At 58.4% G+C, this 19,971-nt stretch carries 18 protein-coding genes; 5 read left to right on the forward strand and 13 right to left on the reverse strand.

Going from position 1 to position 19,971, the window contains the following annotated elements; genetic code table 11:
- Positions 1 to 486 carry an Lrp/AsnC family transcriptional regulator gene (locus AUP74_RS13765; RefSeq protein WP_069948065.1) on the forward strand — a complete coding sequence of 162 codons (486 nt, stop codon included), beginning with the start codon at positions 1 to 3 and terminating at the stop codon, positions 484 to 486.
- A gap of 77 nt (positions 487 to 563) precedes the next feature.
- On the opposite strand, the gene AUP74_RS13770 is transcribed toward AUP74_RS13765, so the two are convergent.
- Positions 564 to 845, reverse strand: a complete 282-nt coding sequence (locus AUP74_RS13770; protein ID WP_226999803.1) for a DUF2905 domain-containing protein — start codon at positions 843 to 845, stop codon at positions 564 to 566.
- A gap of 46 nt (positions 846 to 891) precedes the next feature.
- Here AUP74_RS13770 and AUP74_RS13775 point away from each other — a divergent pair, with 46 nt between their 5' ends.
- The gene (locus AUP74_RS13775; RefSeq protein ID WP_069948066.1) at positions 892 to 2,556 is read left to right on the forward strand and encodes an amidohydrolase; all 1,665 of its coding nucleotides are present in this window, start codon (positions 892 to 894) and stop codon (positions 2,554 to 2,556) included.
- A gap of 322 nt (positions 2,557 to 2,878) precedes the next feature.
- A complete protein-coding gene (locus AUP74_RS17525) occupies positions 2,879 to 4,981 on the forward strand; it encodes an autotransporter domain-containing protein (RefSeq protein WP_145924404.1) in 2,103 nt (700 codons plus the stop codon).
- Positions 4,982 to 5,085: 104 nt separating this feature from the next.
- Here AUP74_RS17525 and AUP74_RS13785 read toward each other — a convergent pair whose 3' ends face one another.
- The 8 genes from AUP74_RS13785 to AUP74_RS13820 all read right to left on the reverse strand — a co-directional run bounded on the left by AUP74_RS13785 (position 5,086) and on the right by AUP74_RS13820 (position 14,848).
- Positions 5,086 to 7,323: a M3 family metallopeptidase gene (locus AUP74_RS13785; RefSeq protein ID WP_069948068.1), complete on the reverse strand. Its 2,238-nt coding sequence runs from the start codon at positions 7,321 to 7,323 to the stop codon at positions 5,086 to 5,088.
- Positions 7,324 to 7,777: 454 nt separating this feature from the next.
- On the reverse strand, positions 7,778 to 8,830 hold the full coding sequence (locus tag AUP74_RS13790; protein WP_226999804.1) for a glycosyltransferase: 1,053 nt from the start codon (positions 8,828 to 8,830) through the stop codon (positions 7,778 to 7,780).
- A 13-nt stretch (positions 8,831 to 8,843) separates the two neighbouring features.
- On the reverse strand, positions 8,844 to 9,536 hold the full coding sequence (locus AUP74_RS13795) for a YrbL family protein (protein ID WP_069948069.1): 693 nt from the start codon (positions 9,534 to 9,536) through the stop codon (positions 8,844 to 8,846).
- Positions 9,533 to 10,573 carry a glycosyltransferase family protein gene (locus tag AUP74_RS13800; protein WP_069948070.1) on the reverse strand — a complete coding sequence of 347 codons (1,041 nt, stop codon included), beginning with the start codon at positions 10,571 to 10,573 and terminating at the stop codon, positions 9,533 to 9,535. Before AUP74_RS13800 ends, AUP74_RS13795 begins: the two co-directional genes overlap by 4 nt.
- A gap of 331 nt (positions 10,574 to 10,904) precedes the next feature.
- Positions 10,905 to 11,594, reverse strand: coding sequence for a glutathione S-transferase family protein (locus AUP74_RS13805; protein WP_069948071.1), 690 nt, complete (start codon positions 11,592 to 11,594; stop codon positions 10,905 to 10,907).
- Between the two features lie 34 nt (positions 11,595 to 11,628).
- A complete protein-coding gene (locus tag AUP74_RS13810; protein ID WP_226999805.1) occupies positions 11,629 to 12,996 on the reverse strand; it encodes a class II 3-deoxy-7-phosphoheptulonate synthase in 1,368 nt (455 codons plus the stop codon).
- Positions 12,997 to 13,132: 136 nt separating this feature from the next.
- Positions 13,133 to 14,323 (reverse strand): amino acid aminotransferase, encoded by a 1,191-nt coding sequence (locus AUP74_RS13815; protein WP_069948072.1) that lies wholly within the window; start codon positions 14,321 to 14,323, stop codon positions 13,133 to 13,135.
- Positions 14,324 to 14,350: 27 nt separating this feature from the next.
- Positions 14,351 to 14,848: a MarR family winged helix-turn-helix transcriptional regulator gene (locus AUP74_RS13820; RefSeq protein ID WP_069948073.1), complete on the reverse strand. Its 498-nt coding sequence runs from the start codon at positions 14,846 to 14,848 to the stop codon at positions 14,351 to 14,353.
- A gap of 309 nt (positions 14,849 to 15,157) precedes the next feature.
- Here AUP74_RS13820 and maiA point away from each other — a divergent pair, with 309 nt between their 5' ends.
- Entirely contained in the window at positions 15,158 to 15,787 is a 630-nt protein-coding gene (gene maiA, locus AUP74_RS13825; protein WP_069948074.1) for a maleylacetoacetate isomerase, read from the forward strand.
- Between the two features lie 169 nt (positions 15,788 to 15,956).
- Here the strand turns inward: maiA and AUP74_RS13830 are convergent, their stop codons facing one another.
- Complete coding sequence (locus AUP74_RS13830; RefSeq protein ID WP_226999806.1) at positions 15,957 to 16,979, reverse strand: mechanosensitive ion channel family protein; 1,023 nt, start codon at positions 16,977 to 16,979, stop codon at positions 15,957 to 15,959.
- Between the two features lie 70 nt (positions 16,980 to 17,049).
- Complete coding sequence (locus AUP74_RS13835) at positions 17,050 to 18,216, reverse strand: dipeptidase (RefSeq protein WP_069948075.1); 1,167 nt, start codon at positions 18,214 to 18,216, stop codon at positions 17,050 to 17,052.
- A gap of 146 nt (positions 18,217 to 18,362) precedes the next feature.
- Between AUP74_RS13835 and AUP74_RS13840 the strand changes: the two genes are divergently transcribed.
- A complete protein-coding gene (locus tag AUP74_RS13840) occupies positions 18,363 to 18,839 on the forward strand; it encodes an LEA/WHy family protein (RefSeq protein ID WP_069948076.1) in 477 nt (158 codons plus the stop codon).
- Between the two features lie 204 nt (positions 18,840 to 19,043).
- Here the strand turns inward: AUP74_RS13840 and AUP74_RS13845 are convergent, their stop codons facing one another.
- Positions 19,044 to 19,418 (reverse strand): hypothetical protein, encoded by a 375-nt coding sequence (locus AUP74_RS13845; protein WP_069948077.1) that lies wholly within the window; start codon positions 19,416 to 19,418, stop codon positions 19,044 to 19,046.
- Positions 19,411 to 19,965, reverse strand: coding sequence for an RNA polymerase sigma factor (locus AUP74_RS13850; RefSeq protein ID WP_069948078.1), 555 nt, complete (start codon positions 19,963 to 19,965; stop codon positions 19,411 to 19,413). The genes AUP74_RS13845 and AUP74_RS13850 overlap by 8 nt, the downstream gene beginning before the upstream one ends.
- Positions 19,966 to 19,971 lie beyond the last annotated feature (6 nt).

Genomic DNA, 19,971 nt, shown 5'->3' on the forward strand with positions numbered 1-19,971 from the left:
ATGGCTTATACACTGGATGCCATCGACAAGAAGATCCTGGAAATCCTCCAGGAAGATGCCACGATTCCCAACATCGAGCTGGCGGAGAAAGTCTGCCTGTCCCCGTCCCCCTGCTCCCGTCGGGTGAAGAACCTCCACGAGCAGGGATTTATCAAACGCGCCGTGACGCTACTCGAGCCGCAGAAAGTGGGCCTGCCGGTGAGCGTGTTTATCCAGGTGACCCTCAATCACCAGGTGAAGAAAGAGTTGCAGGACTTCGAGTCCGTCATCGCCCAGTGGCCTGAGGTGATGGAGTGCTACCTGATGACCGGCGATTTTGATTACCTGCTGCGGGTCGTGGTCCCCAACCTGCAGGCCTACCAGGAGTTCCTGGACAAGAAGCTCACCGAGCTGCCGGGCATCGACCATATCAAGAGCAGCTTCTCTCTCAAACAGGTCCGCTACCGCACCGAGCTGCCCCTGGAGCAATTGCTCGAGCAGCCCTGAGACTCCGCGCCCGCTCGTCCTGAGTGGGCCTCCCCCCTCCCCTACTGGCCCGGCCCCGGCCTGCGGCTCCAAGCCCATCAGCGCCGAAAGAAACTCAGCAGCAAACTGAGAACCACGCTGAGGATGATCATGGAAGTGATAGGGATAAAGACCCGACTGCGTTCGGACTCAATGCGGATATCCCCAGGCAGGCGCCCAAACCAATTGAAAAGCCACGGGGCGAAATGCATCAGCACCCCGATAACCAGCAAAATAGCTCCGGCAATAATAAACCAACGGGACATAATGAATTCTCGCTCCTGATGATCCGAAACCTCCGGCGTGAGGCGCACACTCAATTGCCAGTCAAAAGAGACCACTGCTACTATCGAACACCCGGTCTCGCAGGTCAAAAAGGATAAGAAAATGTCTCTACCAAGCCCGCTCAAGGTCATTGCGACCGCGCTCGCGCTCACCCTGTCCTCCGCGAGCGTTCTAGCAACCAGCTTGATCCACAACGTCAACGGCTACCACACAACGGAACACTCGCTGGAGCAATTCGAAGCGCTGGCCTTTGATCAGGGTAAGGTGCTGGCAACCGGCGATTTCCAGGCACTGGCTGAAAAGTTCCCGCGGGCTAAAAAGATTGATGGCCAGGGACGCACCCTGCTGCCGGGACTGATCGATGCCCACGGGCACGTACTCGCGCAAGGTCTCCTGCAGAGCCAACTCGAACTCCGCGACCTCGACTGGCAGGAAACGCTGGCGGCTATCAAGAAGTACTCCGGCCAGGTGGAGCCCGGGCAGTGGCTTCAGGGCAGAGGCTGGAATCAGGTCATCTGGGCCGGAAAAGAATTTCCTGAGCGCAAACACCTGGACGCGCTGGAGATTGACCATCCGATTTGGCTCCGCCGTATCGACGGCCATGCGGGCTGGGCGAACAGCAAGGCCCTGCAGCTGGCAGGCATCAACCGCGACACCAAAGCGCCGGAAGGTGGTGAAATTCATCGTCTGGCCAACGGCGACCCCAGCGGCATACTGATCGATAACGCCATGGCGCTCATGGAGCGGGCTATTCCGGCACCTTCTCTGCAGGAGAAGAAAGCGGCGCTGACACAGGCTTTCGAACTGGCATTATCCCTCGGGTTGACCGGCATCCATGATGCGGGCGTCGATGAAGAGACATTGGAGGCTTATCGCCAACTGGCAGCGGACGAGGCCATTCCGCTTCGCTTATACCCGATGATCTCCGCCGCAGAGAAAAACCTGCAACAATTGCTGGCCGCAGGGCATATCGGCACCCCACAGGATCGCCTCTACGTGCGCAGCATCAAACTCTACACCGACGGGGCACTCGGCAGCCGCGGCGCGGCACTACTGGCACCCTACCACGACAGACCGAACGAGAAAGGTCTGCTGCTGTACCCTGAGAGCGAGGTTCTCTCCCTGCTCAAGCTGGCGACGGACAATAACTTTCAGGTCAACACCCATGCCATCGGTGACCGCGCCAACCAGCTCGTCCTGGATCACCTCTACACCCTCCATGACGACAAAGACCAGAAGCCATTTCGTCACCGGGTCGAGCACGCTCAGGTACTGCAAGTTGCGGACATTACCCGCTTCACCGAACTCAACCTGATCGCTTCCATGCAGCCGACCCACGCCACCAGCGACAAGAACATGGCCGGCGATCGCCTCGGTGAGGCACGACTGGAAGGTGCCTACGCCTGGCGAAAGTTTCTCGACCAGGGAACCCGTATCGCCGCCGGATCAGACTTCCCGGTGGAACCGGTTAACCCGCTGTTCGGTATCCATGCCGCAGTCACCCGCCGCGACCGGAAAGGCAACCCGCAGGCCGGGTGGCGTATGGAAGAGGCAATGACGCCAGCAGAGGCATTGCGTGCGTTTACCCTGGATGCCGCCTATGCGAGTCACCAGGAAGCGGTGATCGGCAATCTGGAACCGGGCAAGTTTGCCGACTTCATTCTCCTGGAGCGCAACATCTTTGAGATCGACCCGCAGAAGATCTGGCAGGTCGAGGTAGATGAGACCTGGGTAGAAGGTGAGCGGGTATACCAGCGACGGCCGTAGCACCTCTCTCAGGCCATGCTCCCAAGTCTGCTCCGTCCACCCTGGACGGAGCTGCCAGTGCTCGCGACCGCAGCAATGAGCAAACGCCGCCGGCGATGACGCACAACCCTCCTTAGCAGCAGCATCCCCCGGCACTCCAGGTCCACCAGTGCCACACTGGCAGTTCTTTGCTCCAACGGTTTACCAACGATGCGTCCGAGACCAAACAGGACAAACTGCTCTGGCGTAAATAACTCGAAGCTCGTTGATTATGATGTCTCTGGGGGAGGGCCATAAAGCAGGCAAAGTCAGGCGCCCGACACCGACGTCTACACTAATTGATATGAAAAGGAATTCATTTTCGAGGCTCGTGTGTGCCATCGGCCTCGCCTCCATGGCTGTTCCGGCGGTCGGAGCAAACTGCAATTCCACCGGCAGGCTGATCTATGTTGGAGCAACATTCGACCAGACTCGCTCTGTATGGCTATCACTCACATCTCCCGGTAGTTTTGGCCTGCAGGTCGTAAATACAAAGGATATTGTTGACCAGTGGAGCCGCGCTAACGCTGGGCCGCACATCTCAGTTTCCCCGGTTTTGGTGTTCAGTAACGGCGGCACTCATGCCCTCCTTGATCTCAGCGGCGATAAACCCTGCACCATCGACAACCAAAACCAAAAAGCCGACCCAATCATTCTTCCACAGTTCCCGGGAACCAAACCGATACCACCTATCGGAGTAATTCCCCCGCCGGACTTCGTTGGAATTACTCCCGAGGTTCCTGTTGCCCCACCGGGAGTTGGGATCACGCCTGAAGTGCCTGTCATCCGCCCCCCAGCGACTGGCATCACGCCCGAGGTGCCGACCCTCAGACCGCCCGGTACAGGAATTACTCCAGAGGTGCCAACCCTCAGGCCGCCCGGTGTCGGTATCAGGCCAGAGATTCCCATCGCACCTGAAGTCCCAATCTCGCCGCTGCCACCCACCGGAATTACTCCCCAGGTTCCGGTGGATCCTGAAACTCCAGTAGCAACATTGCCACCCACTGGTGTTACTCCCGAAGTCCCCGTCGACCCAGAGAGTCCAATCGGAACGCTGCCACCCACCGGGGTTACGCCTGAAGTACCCGTCGACCCTGAGAACCCGATCGCAACACTGCCACCCACCGGTATTACACCGGAAGTACCCGTCGACCCTGAGAACCCGATCGCCACGCTGCCACCCACCGGAATTACGCCGGAAGTACCCGTCGACCCAGAGAACCCGGTCGCCACGCTGCCACCCACCGGTATTACACCGGAAGTACCCGTCGACCCTGAGAACCCGGTCGCCACGCTGCCACCCACAGGTGTAACGCCTGAAGTACCCGTCGACCCAGAGCGACCTATCGGCACGCGCCCTTCCGAAGTTGAAGATGAGGTAACTGCAGCTCAGGAGCGGGATAAAGCTCCTCTACGATGGGTTGTTTGCGTGGACCCGCTGTCCGGTCAATACGTGAACGCGACCTACGCCGGCAACCAGGTCTATTGCCCCGATGGTTACCGGGGGCAATGGTATGAGTCATACGACACCGGAAAGTCCGACCTTCCCCTTGCCGCCCACTTCTCCGGTGAATACCTAACCCAAACCGTGAGGGAGTCCCAAGATTGGGATCTCTGGAGTGATGTGGACCATACCGAACTGAGGGATCGAAGGGGGAACAGGAACTTCGATTCAAATGAGTCCCGCCTGAGCTTTGGAGCACACCGGTCAATTGGAAAAAGCAGCTTCCTTGGTGGTGCGGTAGCAGTATCCCGCTATGAAGGTGAGGGCTTCAGAGGGTTTCTGGAATCTCGCTCTGATCGCATTTCGATCGGCCCATATTTTGGCCACTACCTCAGTAACAGCCTGGCACTCAACTCCAATCTCAATTATTCCTACACGGAATCAGAGACATCTCTGGCTTCTTTTCGCGGCAACAGTGAAACAGATGAATGGTTCTTCAACATCGGCATTGAGGGCTATTACCCCTGGCAGGAATGGGGATTCCAGCCACGCGCCTACCTAAATTATTCATATGCGGAAACCGAAAACTCCAGCCTGCGCGGCCTCTTTCTTGGAGAAGTACTGGAATTGGATACCAGGGACACTAATAACAGTATCAGTTACTCGGAGACCAGCATGGTTATTTTCCGACGCTTCTCCCTTAACAGGCAGAGCGTCGCCGCGGCATATATAGAACTCGGGTCAAGGATGGCGTTTGAACTGGCTAACGATGTCGATGTCGCCCGTGGAATCACCAGCGGCGGCTATCAGGCAACCTCGAAATTCAGTGGCCTGGCCAGGGTTGGGGCACAGTGGTATATGTCGGAGTCCAGCTTCATGGAAGCCGAAATCTCACAGGAAAATATTTCGGGGGAAGGTCTGGAAGTCTGGCGTGCACGACTGTTGTTCTCGCATACCTTTTAGCCACCACTAATCGACCGGGATTCGAAGCCAACAAAAAAGGCCGCGATGCTTTCACATCGCGGCCTTTTCTATTGTGCAGCATTACTACTGCTGAAAACCAACCGTCAGTCCTTTACGGCAACAGTGGTTTTCTTCGCCTCGGACTTCTCTTCCGGGACCGGGAAACCGCGGTCACGCATCAGAGCCTCGATACGGGCATCGCGGCCGCGGAAAGCGCGATACGCCTCTGCCGGATCTACCGCATTGCGTGGTGCAAACAGGTGATCAACCAGTTTCTTGGCCACGGCCTTGTCATAGAAACCGCCTTCGGCTTCTGCAAAAGCTTCGGCTGCATCGGAGGTCAGTACATCGGCCCACATGTAGCCGTAGTAACCCGCGGAATAGCCCTCACCAGAGAAGATGTGGCCGAAGTGCGGTGTACGGTGACGCATCACCAGCTCATCCGGCATGCCCAGCTTTTCCAGGGTCTCACGCTCGAACTTGTCCGGGTCGATACCCTCGGGATCAGCGGTGTGGAACTTCATGTCCACCAGCGCAGAGGCCAGGTACTCGGTGGTAGCAAAGCCCTGATTGAACTTGGACGCCTTCTTGATCTTGGCTACCAGCTCCTCGGGGATCGGCTCACCGGTCTTGTAATGCACCAGGTAGTTGTCGATGACCTCATCAGTGGACAACCAGCGCTCCAGCAGCTGTGACTGGAACTCGGTGTAATCGCGAACACCGCCGTTCAGGGTCGGGTAGCTCACATTGGACGCCAGGAAGTGCAGCGCGTGTCCGAACTCATGGAAGAAGGTGGAAGCATCGTCCCAGCTCACCAGCACGGGCTCGCCCGGTGCACCTTTGATGAAGTTGGAGTTGTTGGAAGACAATACGTTGGTCTTGCCGTCGAAGGTGGTGTGATCGCGGTACATCGTCGCCCACGCACCAGAACGCTTGCCGGTGCGGGCAAACGGATCCAGGTACCAAAGGCCGATATGCTCGCCGGAGGTCTTGTCGGTAACTTCCCAGACTTTTACATCTTCGTGGAAGACCGGCACGCTGCCCTCTTCTACCGGGCTGAACTCGAAGTTGAACAACTCGCCGGCGACGTAGAACATCGCCTCACGCAGTTTGTCCAGCTGCAGGTACTGCTTCACCTCGTCAGAGTTCAGGTCGTACTTGGCCTTGCGCACTTTCTCGGCGTAGTAACGGTAATCCCACGGCTTGATGGTGATATCCGCACCCTCTTCGTCCGCCAGGGCCTGCATGTCGGCAACCTCTTCCTCTACACGGGCCACTGCAGCCGGCCATACGGCCTCCATCAGCTCCATGGCGCGCTCGGGGGTCTTGGCCATACGGTCCTGCAGACGCCATTGCGCGTAGTTTTCGAAGCCCAGCAGTTCTACACGCTCATCACGCAGTTTCAGAATCTCGGCAATGATGGCGTTGTTGTCGTGCTCACCGCCGTTATCGCCACGGCTGTAATAGTTGTTCCAAACCTTTTCACGCAGCTCGCGGTTATCGGAATAAGTCAGGAACGGATCCATGGAAGAGCGCGTGTTGGTAATCGCATAGTTGCCCTTCTGGCCCTGCTCCTCAGCCAGGGCAGCTGCAGCCTTCACAAAAGACTCCGGCAGGCCACTCAGCTGATCGCTGCGCAAGAACAGGGTGTAACCCTCTTCATCCGCCAGCACATTGTTTGCAAACTTGGTATGCAGCTCAGCCAGGCGCTTATTGATTGCTGCGTAGCGCTCTTTGGCCTCCCCGGTCAGGGTGGCACCATTATTGGCGAACTGGTTGTAAATAAGCTCGACCACGCGCTGCTGCTCGGAAGTCAGATCAGAGTCAGTGCGTACGTCATAAATGGCTTTTACGCGCTGGAACAGCGCATCATTCTGGATGATCTTGGACTGGAAATCTGCCAGTTTCGGGGCCAGCTCGCCCTGCACCTTGCGGAACTCCGGGGAGGACATATTCGCCGACCAGATACCGTAGTAGGCAAATACGCGATCCAGCTCAGCTCCACTGCGCTCGAGTTCGGCAATGGTGTTGGCGAAGGTAGCCGGTTCCGGGTTGGCGGCGATGGCATCGATCTCCCGCAGGTTTTCGGCCATCGCGAACTCCATCGCGGGCTTCAGGTCCTCGACGCGCATCTTGTCGAACGCAGGGACACCGCCGTAGGGGCCGGTCCACTCGGCCAGGAGCGGATTGCTGGCGACCACGGAGCTCTTGGCATCAGCGGCGACGCTGGCCTGAGCCTGGACATTCTCGTCCACAGTCGGGGCCTGCGAGGCCTCCTTGCTACAACCCGCGGCAGCAGCGATGGCGGCGGCGACGGAAAGCGCGATCAGTGATTGGCGCATCGGCTAGTTCCTCTCTCTTGTTAGAATACGGTCACATATAAGCGCCCGAGTTTACCCGGATTTTTGCGCCAACCGCCATTAACCCGGGCCCGAACCCATCCCGTGCACGGCAAAACGACACTTTTTCAGGACGACCCCCGCTGCGCTGGTGAACAATTGCGCCGGAAGGTTGATCTGAGGTGATTTACACTAGTTGATAACGACTTATTACGTGCAGTATATGAAACTGCAGGTACCACTCTTTGGATGAAGGCGCCCAGAAGGGACTACCTGGCCACGCTTTTTTGAGGGGGATTGGCTGTGGAATCAGCCAGAGAGGAGCAGCTCCGGTTCGGACTTCACGGCCGGACACGGCAGTGAGCAACCTGCATCCAGGCGAAGCTTTTCATTCCCGGACCCGTTTCGGTTACGGACGAATTGGGGAGCCGCTTTATCGAGAATTGTCTCAGTCCTGTCAGGGCCTGTGCTTCAGCGTGTCAAAGAGATCAATGTACTGATCGACAATCACCGCACGGCTGAAATGCTTTCGATAGTGCCGTTGGCCCGCTTCTGACAGCTGCCTCAGTGCGGCCTCGTCAGCGATCAGACCCGTGATTGCATCAGCGAGCGGCCCGGGCTGATCCACAGGAGTGATAATGCCGTTGACTCCCGACTCGATTAACTCCCCCGGCCCCTGAGAGTCCGTCGCGATTACAGGACAACCATGGGCCCACGATTCCATGATCACCGATCCCAGCCCTTCATGCCGAGAGGGGCAGATAAACATATCCGCGGTTCGCATCAGCGCGGTCACGTCAGCTCTCCAGCCAAGGAAACGCACGCGGTCGCTGAGTCCGAGCTGCCCGCACAGCTGCTTTAGTGCCTGCTCCTCTGGGCCGGCACCGGCCAGCCACAGGATGGCATCAGGGACCTTTTGCAGTGCCTGCAATAGCGTGTCGAAGCCCTTATTAATATGAAGCCGACCAGCGGCGAGCAATAACGGACGGTCAGTAGGCGTATCGAAACTGTCGCGCGGCAGGGGCGCCACATCGCCCTCATCCGCAAAGTTGGGAATATAGAAAACACGGTCGGCCGGCATCCCTTCCCGGACCAGGTAATCGCATATGCCCCGGGAAATACCCAGCCAGTAATCACAGTGCCGGTAATACTTGAGGTTGTAGTAGTGCCCGAGGCGACTGACGAGGGTGTAATCCCCCTTCGGCGTCAGCTTACTGGCACGGCTCATCCAGGTGAGCACGATATCGGGCTGGAAGGCGCGCAGGGCCCGGCGGAAGCGGAAGTGATCGACCTTGTGGAGCGGGCCTCCAAAACGGAAGCCTTCTGCTGTCACGCCTCCGCTTCTCAGTGACTCGAGACGATGCTCGTGCCCCCGAATAAAGGCCTTTTGAGTGATAGTTCCGCTCTGCTGCAGTCCCTTTGCCAGACGCGTAAAGAAGTTTTCCGCACCGCCTTGATAAGCACCTGCCAGCGCCTGGGCAACCCGCGGTGCTTCCATATTAACTGCCATAACGATTTCCGTATCATGGAGAAGTCACGCCATCATGCATCAGTAACCCGTGATAACCGGGGAAAGTGGCCTGGTGCCTCTGACCAAGCAATGTCTTGATGCGCCCGTGCATGACGGCAATTTTCTTTTCGATTTTTTTTCGCTGAATCGATGGCGGCAACAGGCGGATGGGGAGTAGTCCGGCACTGCCCAGCCCGTCAATCACCACCAGCCTTTGAATCGCGCCCTCGCTATCACGCTGGACGACAATATTGTGTAACAGGAGGTGCCTTGACGGCACCAGGTTGGTTTCCCAGAACTGACACAATTCAGTGACCGCCCTGCGGCATTCTTCAGTGAAGGCCTCATCCCAGATCACTTTTTTCAGTGTCTGGGAGATCGCGCCGTTACCATCCCTGATCAGTTCAGAGACAAGCCCCCGCCCCATATCCGTGTCGACGAATCCATAGCAGCGACTGACATGGCGGAACACAAGCTCACCGTACTGCTTCTGCAGAGCCGACATCACCCGCTCTTCCTCTAAATTGTCGTCGAACGAGGAGAGAGGCTTCAGGTTCTTGGGAAAGCCCTTCTTGCGGCGGCGGTCCGCCAGAGTGAAATCCGGCCGCCGTACCTTGATACAGAGTGACTCATCCACGGGGTGAATGAAGCAAAGTCGATTGCCACCCCGAGCAAAGGGCTTTTCGGGGGCCAGCTTGATGGTCATTGGCGCAGCCCTTCCTGCACAATGTCCCGAGCCCACACATAGTCATGGGTGAAGGGCTGCGACAGCGAAGCCTCGACGATATATTGCGCATAGAGCCGGGAATTCATTTCCGTATGAAAGAATTCACGTGCTCGTGCAGCCCATGAGCGCCGCTTTGCATCGTCATTGTGGAACTCGCGAACCTTGCGCAGCAGATCCTCCTGATCGTCAAAGTACACAACCGACTCCGCGGGCAGCAGCTCGTCAAAACGTGGGCTACTGTGGGTGAACTGGAGAATTCCATTACCTGCCAACTGGGCCATACGAGCAGAGGAATACCAGTAATGTCCCTCCTGTCGATTCAGGTTGAGCCCCATGCGGGTATTGGCTAGTGCCCGATCGTAATCCCGCCCCCAAACTGGTGGCTCACCGAAACTGCCGTAAGTTCTGAAATTGAGCTCGCCTTGCAGTGAATCCTTGAGCCACTTCACCAGTTCCAGGCGTTTCGTGAGATTGGTGCTGTTACTGCAAAAGAGAAGATCCGTTCCCAGATCGGTCCTGCCTGCGTTGTTCATGCCCTCCTTTGCCGGGTCCACCGGGTTGGGCATGTGATAGACCCTTGCGCCCAGCCCCTCAAACTGAGCGAGTTCCGGGCGGCCGGTAGAGACAAAGACAGCGTCCGCAACGCGGGCGCGGTGCTTGATACGCTCCACATTGCTGGGTACGAACAGCGGATCGTTGTTGCAGTGTGCGATGCTTACGGAGGGATTGCGCCTGCGAATCTCAGCCAGCGTGTCGTTGGTGATAATGTCGCAGTGCCCGGCAATGACCAGGTCCGGATCAACCGCTTCCACGGTCTCCAGCAGTCGACGATTCGCCCTGGTCTTACCCAGGTCACGAATCCCCAGAGGCGCCTCAAAGGCGGCGACATCCCGATCACTGAAAGTGTGGACGAAATGATCGTTCTTGATCAGGCCATTGGTAAGCTTTTGGGCCCAACTGACCCGTGTCTTCCCGTAACGGCGGAGCTGTTGGTACGCGATATGTAGTACGCGCATAAACCGTGATCCTTGTACGGTGTAAAGGGCAATCCTGCCCCTGATTTAACCGAATTTCTGCGCCAAATACCACCTATTGGCGTGCCTTGCCTCCATTCGCCTGGCGACCGTTGCTCCCTGCCCACGATGACAAAAACGTCCTGGCGCCTAAAACCACACAGAGGTGCTATAGGCCTGCATTCACATTTGATAACGACTTATTGCGTTTATTGAAAAGAGAGGGGCTGCCAGAGTTGCCGCGAAGATGCCAAAACATCAACACACAGCTGCAAGTCTTCTGGCCATCAACGGGAAAAAGGGCCTCCAGCGAAAGCTGGGGAGGGTGCTGGGTCTAGGTGGACTGGACGCGTCGGTCCTCGACCAGGGTACCGGACTGCAGTAATTCCCGTTCGTGATTGAATTCACGCCAGGGCTCGCGCAGGGCTCCATCAATCCATTCGGCCATTGCGGGCAGGTCGAGGAGGCGCCGGGCATAAGCGGTAGCCGCTTCGGGCAACGGCAACCCAAAACCCTGTACCCGCACGGCAACCGGAGCGAAAAAGGCATCCACCGCAGTAAACCGATCGCCCGCCAGGAAGGGACCGCCAAATCGTTGCAGGCCCTGTTGCCACAGCTCAGCAATGCGGGCGAGATCTTTCTGCAGCGCTGGAGTCAGCGCATTCAATGAGATGGTGACACCACAGTTCATCGGACACTGCCCGCGCAGGGCGGCAAAGCCGGAATGCATTTCCGCCGCGGCACAGCGTGCCCATGCGCGGACAGCCGTGGATTCAGGCCATACCTGCGGATAGCGCTCAGCGATATATTCGACAATCGCCAGAGAATCCCACACCGTGATGTCGCCATCTTCAAGACAGGGCACCAGGCCATTGGGGGAAAAGTGACGGAATTTCTCCCAGCTGCTGCCCTTATCAAACGGCACCAACTGCTCGTCAAAAGGAATTTCCAACTGGCGCAACAGGATCCACGGACGCAATGACCACGACGAGTAGTTCTTGTTGCCGATGAAGAGCCGGTACATGTCCCCTCCCCCGCCAGTTTTTCGCTTTACGATTTCAGCAAGCGCGCCCTCTGCGTAACCAGTCCGATACCTGGAAAGCAAGCTCCAGCACCTGGTCGGCATTCAGACGCGGGTCGCACTGTGTTTCATAGCAGGTAGCCAGATCTTCCTCGGAAATCTTCCAGGCACCCCCAGTGCACTCGGTGACGTGCTGCCCGGTCATTTCCAAGTGGATACCTCCGGGATGGCTACCCTCAGCGCGGTGCACGGCAAAGAAGTCGCGGATCTCCCGCAGGATCTTGTCGAAATCCCGGGTTTTGTAGCCACTGCTGGCCTTTACCGTATTGCCGTGCATCGGGTCGGCGCTCCAGACCACCTTGCGCCCCTCCCTCTGCACTGCCTGCACCAGGGCTGGCAGTTTGTCACCGAGGGTCTCGGCCCCCATGCGGGTAATCAGGGTCAGTCGGCCGGCTTCATTGGCCGGATTGAGACGGTCGATCAGGCGCAGCAGCTCATCCGGCTGCATGCCCGGCCCCACCTTGACGCCGATCGGGTTCCATACCCCCGACAGAAATTCCACATGAGCGCCATCAAGCTGTCGGGTCCGCTCACCGATCCACAGCATATGGGCCGAACAGTCATACCACTTGCCAGTCTGGCTGTCGGTTCGGGTCAGCGCCTGCTCGTAATCCAGCAACAGGGCCTCATGGGAGGTGTAGAGCACCGTCTCGCGGATCGCCGGCGTATTTTCAGAGTTCACGCCACAAACGGCCATAAACTCCAGTGCTTCCTGCAAGCGCTCCGCCAGCTGGGCATATTTCTCCCGCTGCGGGTTGTTTTCCAGGTAACTCAGGTTCCAGCCGTGTACCTGATGCAGATCCGCAAGCCCGCCCTGGGCGAAGGCACGCAACAGATTCAGTGTGGCGGCGGACTGGTTGTAAGCAGTCAACATGCGGCCCGGGTCCGGACGGCGGGCCGCCTCGGTAAAATCGATGCCGTTGATGATGTCGCCGCGGTAACTGGGCAGCTCCAGCCCATCGACCACTTCGGTATCCGACGAACGCGGCTTGGCATACTGACCCGCCATACGGGCCACTTTCACCACTGGCATATTGCCGGCAAAGGTGAGCACCACAGCCATCTGCAGTAGCACTTTAAACGTGTCGCGGATGCGATTGGCGTTGAAGTCGGAGAAGGACTCCGCACAGTCCCCCCCCTGGAGCAGAAAAGCCTTCCCCTCCGCGACCTGTGCCAGCTGACGGCGGAGATCTCTCGCCTCCTGGGCAAAGACCAATGGCGGATAGCCTGACAGCTCACTCCGGACTTGCTCGACATGTTCCGGGGAGGTGTAGCTGGGCTGCTGCCTGGCCTCGAGTTCACGCCAGCTTGCAGGAGTCCAGATTTCCGGGGCGGGGTTTGGCACGGCTTGCTTACCTCAAACGTCCATCTTGTTTGCAAAAAGAAAAAATCCCGCTGACTGGTGCGGGACGACTACCGCTATTTTCAGTCAATGCCCGGGCCGGCGGCAATGCCAACCCGGGGACTGTACTCAGGGGCAATCAGAGAACGGCAGCAACCGCTTTGCAGAAGTATTCCATATTACCCTGACTCAGGCCGGCAATACTGATACGACTGGAGTCCACCATGTAAATGGAGTATTCCTTCTGCAATTGCTGCACCTGCTCGGCAGAAATTCCCAGGAAGGAGAACATGCCCTTCTGGCGCTGAATAAACGAAAAATCGCCGGGGGCGCCGGCGGCAGCCAGGCTCTCGACCACGCCCGTCCGCAAGCTGTTGATACGCTCGCGCATCTCGGTCAGTTCGGCCTCCCAGTTGGCGCGCAGACCAGCATCGGTGAGAATCGATTCCACGATCGCAGCGCCGTGCGACGGCGGCATGGAATAGTTGCCACGGACCACATTAAGCAGCTGGCTCTGGCCATTGTCCGCCGAGGCCGCATCGTTGTAGATCGCCAGCGCCATACCCACGCGCTCTCGGTAGAGGCCAAAGTTCTTTGAGCAGGACACTGCCAACAGCATCTCCGGCACGGATTCCGCCATCAAGCGAAGGCCCCAGGCATCATCGCTGAGACTGTCACCGAAGCCTTGGTAGGCCATATCGATAAACGGCGTGAAGCCCTGCTTCTGTGCCATCTCAACGATAACCTTCCACTGCTCACGGCTGAGGTCTGCACCGCAGGGGTTGTGGCAGCATGCGTGCAGGAGAACGAGGTCACCCTCACCAACGTTCTTCAGAGTCTCCACCATTTCATCGAAACGGAGGCTGCTGGTGGCGCGGTCGTAATAGGGATAGGTTTCAATCTTCAGGCCCGCATTGCCCAGCAGGGGCACATGATTGGCCCAGGTGGGGTCGCTGACCCAAACCCGCGCACCGGGACGGGCCCGGTTGACCAGCTCAGCCAGCACACGCAGTGCACCACAGCCACCGGGGGTCTGCACAGACCGCACCCGGTTCGCGATCAGCGCCGGATGCCCTTCGCCAAGCGCAAGCTCCTGCATGGCGCTATTGAAACCCGGGGTCCCCGCCGGACCGATATAGGACTTGGTCTCTTCACTCTGCAGGAGCCTTGTCTCAGCCTCTTTCACTGCCTGCAGTACCGGAGTGTGGCCACTCTCGTCTTTATAGACACCAACACCCAGATCGATCTTGTTGGGGTTTTCGTCGACACGGTAGCTGGCGAGCAGACCCAGGATCGGATCCGGTGGCAGGCTGGTGAATTTCTCAAACATGGGACTTCTCCTTCAATTCGGGTTACTTCAATCGATCAGCCCGCGCTCGGCCCAGGCCTGTGCGCGATCCATCAGTTTTTCGATAATGCTGTCGAGCTGCTGGCGCTCGTCGGTGCTGAGCGAGGCCATCAGGTCGTTTTCATACTGCTGTGCCAGCGGGACGATCCGTTCATAGACTTCCCGGCCCAGGGGGGACAGGTTGAGCACTTGCCGGCGGCGGTCCGCGGGATCTTCACTACGGGTGATGTAGTCGTTCCTGAATAGCGCTGCTACCGCGCGGCTGATCGCCACCTTATCCATCGCGGTCTGCTCTACCAGATCCGCTGCGGAAAGATCCGGGAAGCGGCCAAGAATCGCCATTACCCGCCAGGCCGGAATGGTAAGCTCGAATCGCTCGCCATAAGCCTGGGCAATAGCGTTACTGACCCGGTTGGAAAGCACTGAAAGCCGATAGGGTAAAAACTTTTCCAGACGCAAGTCGTCCGGGGCGCCGACCTCTTCGTGCCGGTTCTTGTCACTGTTCATCGCAGTTGCTCTGCCTCTCCTGCTTGCCTCTCCGGGTATGCCGCTCGGGCGCCCGGTTGTACGAGGTTACAAATGTAACTAACATTGGTTTCAATTGTAACCACTATAGCGGGACGTAAACGTGGAATTCTCTCTGGAGAACCACGCTGTCCAGCCAGGGGCCAGGGGCGACTCCGGCGATAAACGGTGGCGCATTATACGGCCTGCGACGACATTTTTGTTAACCGAAACTTCGTCTGGCGCTTTTTATTTGCGCAAACTGCTCACAATAGCCCTCGAAATCAATCAGGATTCGGAAAGAACAACACCATGGAATTACACGGCTACTTTCGCTCTTCTGCCAGCTACCGGGTCCGCATCGGTCTGAACCTGAAAGGGCTCAGCTTCGAGTACAAAGCGGTCAACCTGCTAAAGAATGAGCAGCGAGCGGAAGAGTACACGCGACTGAACCCCCAGGGCCTGGTTCCAGCACTGGTGGACGGTGAACAGGTGCTGACGCAGTCGCTGGCGATCCTGGAGTGGCTGGACGAAACCCATCCGCAACCTGCACTGTTGCCGGACAGCCCGACTGAACGCGCCCGCATCCGGGCTCTCGCCTATGGTATCGCCTGTGATATCCAGCCGATCCAGAACCTGCGCATATTGCGCTACCTGCAATCAGAATACGGGCTCAGCGATGAGCAAAAGATGGGGTGGATTCGCCACTGGATTCACGAGGGCTTTGCCGCACTGGAAAATCAATTGCACCCCGCCCCCTTTGCCGCTGGCGACAAGCCGGGCCTGTTCGAATGCTGCCTGATGCCGCAGATATATAGCGCCGAGCGGTTTGGCATGGACATCGCCGATTATCCGGCCATCCACCGCATCATGCTCGCCTGTAACGAAATCCCGGCCTTTATCGAGGCCCGACCTGAGAACCAGCCGGACAGCACGCTCTGACCCGGCGCCCGCCTCCCTACAACTCCGCGCCAGCTGGAGAATGTGCCTGGCACAGTGTTGGCGCGGCAACGGCAGGAAAGTCTCTCCCACCGCCCTGATGCGCGATGCCCGATGTTAGTTGAGCGCCCAGGGGATTCAGCACACCCCCACAACGAGGGAGCCCAAGAGGTTATCCGGCAGTTCCTTCCTTGCCGGAACCTGGCGACTGCTCATCTCCTTTCACCACATTCAGGGGTTCCTTGAAAGTCAAAGTACGGTAGGGGAATGGAATTTCGATCTCCGCCGCATCCAGCGCTTTCTTGATCACGGTAACCACTTCACCAATGGATTCACGGACCTGGCCTGGTGTAGAGCCGGTCCACCACGTGACCTCGATATCGATACTGCTTTCCCCGAAGCCCTCCGGGAAAACCTGCACCTGCTCGTCGTCGCGGACAGTCCGGCACTCCTTCATCGCCTTCGCAATCACCTTGACCGCCTCCTCGATGTCCTCGCCATAGGCCACCCCGGTCGTGATGCTGACTCGACGCTTGACCCGATTGGTCAGAACTTCACAGGGATTCTTGAACAGAAAGAGATTCGGCACGATAACCAACTCCCCGGTCATGCGGCGGATCGTAGTGTTGCGCACCTGTACTGACTCAACCCGCCCGACGATGGATTCACAGGCGATGACATCCCCCTCTTCAAAGGGAAAACGCCAGAGAATCAGGATTCCGGCAAAGAAGTTCTCGAACATGTCCCGGAAGGCGAAGCCGATGGCCACCGACAACAGACCGACTGCACCCAGAGCCTTGGCTGGCGTAAGACCGGGGAAAAGCACCATGGCGGCGAAGAGCAGGCCCAGCAACCAAATCACGATGGTGAGCAGGCGAACAAACAGGTCCTGGAGGGATTTGCGCGAAGTGGTGCGCTGAAACAGGTGCCACCCGAAGCGCCGCAACAGTATCACGATCAGCCAGGTGGCAATCAGAACCATGAAGCTGGCGATGACAAAAGGTGTGTGTGCGAGAAAGTCTTTCCAGACATCGTTCAGTGAGGTGGCAACCGTCTGTGCCGCCTCTGATACCGGCTCAGGGGTGATTTCCTCCAGCCCCTCCAGAGCGGACGAATCTTTCTCTTCGCTCTCAGACTGACTCCTGAACAGAAGCCGGCGCAGCAGGTAAATCGTATTGTCCAGATTGCCAAACACCGGGGAGCCCCCTCGAATGCACCAACCTCATTTATAGTCGATCGGGCGTCGAGGCGGCTTCGGCCGCCGGTCAGCTCCGCGGCAGCTGGCTCAACAGAAAATCGCGCAGGTTCTCACCCATCACCCGCCGGATTTCAGTCTCGGTAAATCCCTGGCGCAGCATTTCCTCTGTCAGAACCCCCAGTTCGCCGGCATCGAAGGTTACCGCCACGGTACCGTCATAGTCGGATCCGAGCGCCACATGCTCAATGCCGAGCAGGTCGATGGCGTAGCGAATAGCCCTCACCACGCTCTCGGGGCTCGGATCGCAGACTGCACCATCCCAGAAACCGACCCCCACAAGCCCTCCTCCAGCAGCAATCTCTTGCATCAAGTCATCGCTGATATTGCGCGCCGAATCGCAATGCCCCTTCAGACCCGTGTGGGAGACGATCAGTGGTCGCTCGGTGAGGCTGAGGACGTCTCGCACCACCTGTTCCGAAGAGTGCGCCACGTCGATGATGACCGAGCGTCGCGCCATCTCCAGTACGGCTTCGCGCCCGAAGTCTGTGAGGCCGGCGCCACTCAATCCGTGAAGGCTTCCCCCGAGTTCATTGTCAAAGAAATGCTGAAGGCCCATCACCCGGAAGCCCGCGTCATAGAGCACACCGATGTTTTCCAGCTTCCCCTCCAGCGGATGCGCCCCCTCGATCCCAAGGATGGCTGCCAGTGGGGCTTTGCCGTCTTCTCTCAAGGCGAGAACCTTCTGCAGATCCCCGCGCGTCTGCACGGGACTAATTGCTGCAGGGTGAAGCGAGGCCAACCGATAGAGCCGCTCTGACTGGTACAGAGCCCGCTCGAGCAAACTGTCCCAGGTACGCGGCGGCCAGCCCTGAGCGACTGCCAGAAGAGTGATGTTGTCGCCGGCGTCGCTGGCATTTTTCTCGTAATTAAGCCCGCGTGGCGACTTCGTCACTGCGGTAAAGACCTGGATCGCGAGGTTACCGGTGCGGGCGCGCGGCAGATCGAGGTGGCCGTAATCCGAGGCATCAGCCAGATCCCGGGCCCAGAGGAAGCTGTCCGCATGTAAATCGCCCACCAGCAGAGATTGGTGCAACCGCGCCGCCTCGGCGGAAAGCGGGGGTTGGCCCTCCCCCAGATATTGATTGAGACCGGCATCCACCGCAGGCAGCAACAGCCAGCGCCACGAGACAAACAGCATCAACAGCAGGGATATCAGGGCAAGTTTGATCTTCATCGACGACAGGTACCTGAGTATTATGATTTTTCTGAACATTTAGGCGCAGCCAGGATCGTTTACCTACTCGGGCAGGTAAACCAATCAGGATTGGCGCGGTCTAGGATTGACAGGAATTTTACGCCAAGCGACCGGGGAGATCATTGATGCGCAGAAGTATTCCACTCTTACTGGCCCTGGGCCTCCTGCTGGGCCTTGCGGGCTGCGCCGTACTCTCGCCGTCGTTCCAGGAGCCTGAAGTGGAAATCGTGGCGCTGCAGCCCCTGCCCTCTTCTGGCAATGAACTGCGCTTTCGGATCCAACTGCGGGTATTCAACCCCAACAGCTCTGAGCTGGCCCTGTCCGGACTTTACTACACACTCAAGCTGGCGGGACACAAGGTGGTAACCGGCACTGCCAGCGACCTCAAGCCTGTTGCCCCGTATGGCCAGGAAGACATTACGGTAGACGCCACCGCCAGCCTTGTCGGCTCCCTGATGGCAGCCGCAGACCTGCTGGGCCGACCACGTGATTCCGTGCCTTACGAGCTGGAGGCGAAACTGGGGCTGCGCCGCTCCATTCTCCCCGCATTACGGGTCACAAAGCGAGGCGAGATCAGTCTCAATCAGTACGGTGCCCGCTAGCACTTCTCAGAGCCGGTGAGTCCGGATGCCTGTCATTCCATAACAGACACCCAGAGTCTCACCTTGCGGTTCGACGGCGTCAGTGACCGAAACAAACGGGAACCGGGTCAGTAATGAACTAGCGAGGGAAGGAAAGAGATCAGGCCGCCGGGCGGCGGCCATGTGCAGCAATCAGAAGGACCAGCAGTCCAAGGGGGCAGCCTATCAGTGACGGGCCGCCAGGATGCCGCCGGTCATGGCCGCCAGAGAGGCCAGCAAGCCGACACCCACCAGCGAGTACAAGCTGATCGATTGGCGTACCGCCTCGGTCAGGACCTCGTCGAAGGGGAACTGCCAGGCGACAATCGCCGACGCCGCCACCACTGCCGCATACTGAACGCGGGTCGCGCGCTTCTCAGAGCGTTTGGAGGGGGCGGGAAGTTTCGCCATCACCTGCTCGCAGAAGCCATCGTCGTCCAGATAGGGCTCGTCGAACTGCAGCTCGCGGCTCAGCCAGGCATCGAATTCAGGGTCATTGCCCATAAGGGCCGAATCTGTCATGCCAACGATCTTACTGTGTTTTTGATCAAAGCTATCCACTGACTACCTCCTCGCGCCACGCCTGCAACAGTGTCTGTAGCTTGGCCCGCGCGCGGTTAACGTGGGATTTTACCGTACCCAGAGGCAACTTCATAATACTGGCCGCCTCCTCGTGAGAAAAGCCCCGCTGCATGCACAAGTGCACAGCCTGCCGCTGAGGCTCACTCAACTCTTCCATGGCAGACTGGAGGTCCCGGGCCATGCCCAACTGCTGCGACTCCTCCACCGACTCGTCCGCCTGGGCCCGGTCCACCAGTTCCTGGTTCACTTCCGGAGCATTCTTACGTTTGTGGCTCATGACGAGGTTATAGGCGATGCGGTACAGCCAGGTGCTGAAACGCGCGTCTCCTCGAAACGCAGGTAGCGCTTTGTAGGCCTTGATAAAGGCCTCCTGCGCCATATCGTCCGCGAGGCCCTGGTCGCCATCGCACAGCTGACGGAGCGAGAAACGCAGCTGTGACTGATAGCGGCGGACCAGCTGGGCATAAGCCCGCTGGTCCCCATCCTCGACGATCCTGCGGATCAATTCCTCGTCATTGAGGTCCATAGGTCC

This window comes from Microbulbifer aggregans, assembly GCF_001750105.1.
GTDB classification, from domain to species: Bacteria; Pseudomonadota; Gammaproteobacteria; order Pseudomonadales; family Cellvibrionaceae; genus Microbulbifer; species Microbulbifer aggregans.